At 67.2% G+C, this 976-nt stretch carries 1 protein-coding gene; it reads right to left on the reverse strand.

All coding sequences use genetic code 11. The annotated features are described in order from the left end of the window. On the reverse strand, positions 1–976 hold a 976-nt coding region (locus P3H15_RS54130), incomplete at both ends, for a tartrate dehydrogenase (RefSeq protein WP_276144845.1).

Raw genomic sequence — 976 nt, forward strand, 5'->3', positions numbered from 1 at the left:
TCGATGGCGGCTTCGACGCGGCGGGCCTCGTCGTGCAGGCCGAAGTGGTCGAGCATCAGGGCGGCGCTGGCGATCGCGCCGATCGGGTTGCTGATGCCCTGGCCCGCGATGTCGGGGGCGGAACCGTGGACGGGTTCGAACATGCTGGGGAAGCGGCGCTCCGGGTTGAGGTTCGCGCTCGCCGCAACCCCGAGGCTTCCCGCGAGCGCGGAGCCGAGGTCGGAGAGGATGTCCGCGTTGAGGTTCGACGCCACCACCACGGACAGGTCCTCCGGGTGCAGGATGAACTTCGCGCTCATCGCGTCGACGAGGACGCTTTCGGTCGCGACGTCCGGGTAGTCGAGGGAAACGCGCTTGAAGACGTCGTCCCACAGGACCATGCCGTACTGCTGGGCGTTGGACTTGGTGACACTGGAGACCTTCTTCACCGTGCGGGTGCGGGCCAGGTCGAACGCGAAGCGCATGATGCGCTCGCATCCCTTCTCGGTGAACAGCGCGGTCTGCAGTGCGACCTCGTTGCCCGGTCCGCGGCCGCTGAGGTTACGTCCGCCGAGGCCGGCGTATTCGCCTTCGCTGTTCTCCCGGACGACGACCCAGTCGAGTTCGGTGTCGTCCGCCTTGCGCAGCGGGGACTGCACGCCGGGGAGGAACTTCACCGGTCGCACGTTCGCCCACTGGTCGAAGTTCTGGGTGATGTTGAGCCGCAGCCCCCAGAGGCTGATGTGGTCGGGGACGTTCTCCCAGCCGACCGCTCCGAAGTAGATGGCGTCGAAGGCCTTCAGGGTGTCGAGGCCGTCGTCGGCCATCATCTTCCCGGTCTGCTCGTAGTACCCGCAGCCCCAGGGGAACTCTTCCCACTCGAAGGCGAAACGCCCACCGGACTGTTCTGCGAGGACGTCGAGCACGCGTCGTCCGGCAGCGACGACCTCCGTGCCGACGCCGTCGGCGGGGATCGATGCAATCTTGAACGTCTGCG

It is taken from the genome of Rhodococcus sp. T2V (genome assembly GCF_029269925.1).
GTDB lineage: Bacteria > Actinomycetota > Actinomycetes > Mycobacteriales > Mycobacteriaceae > Rhodococcus_F > Rhodococcus_F koreensis.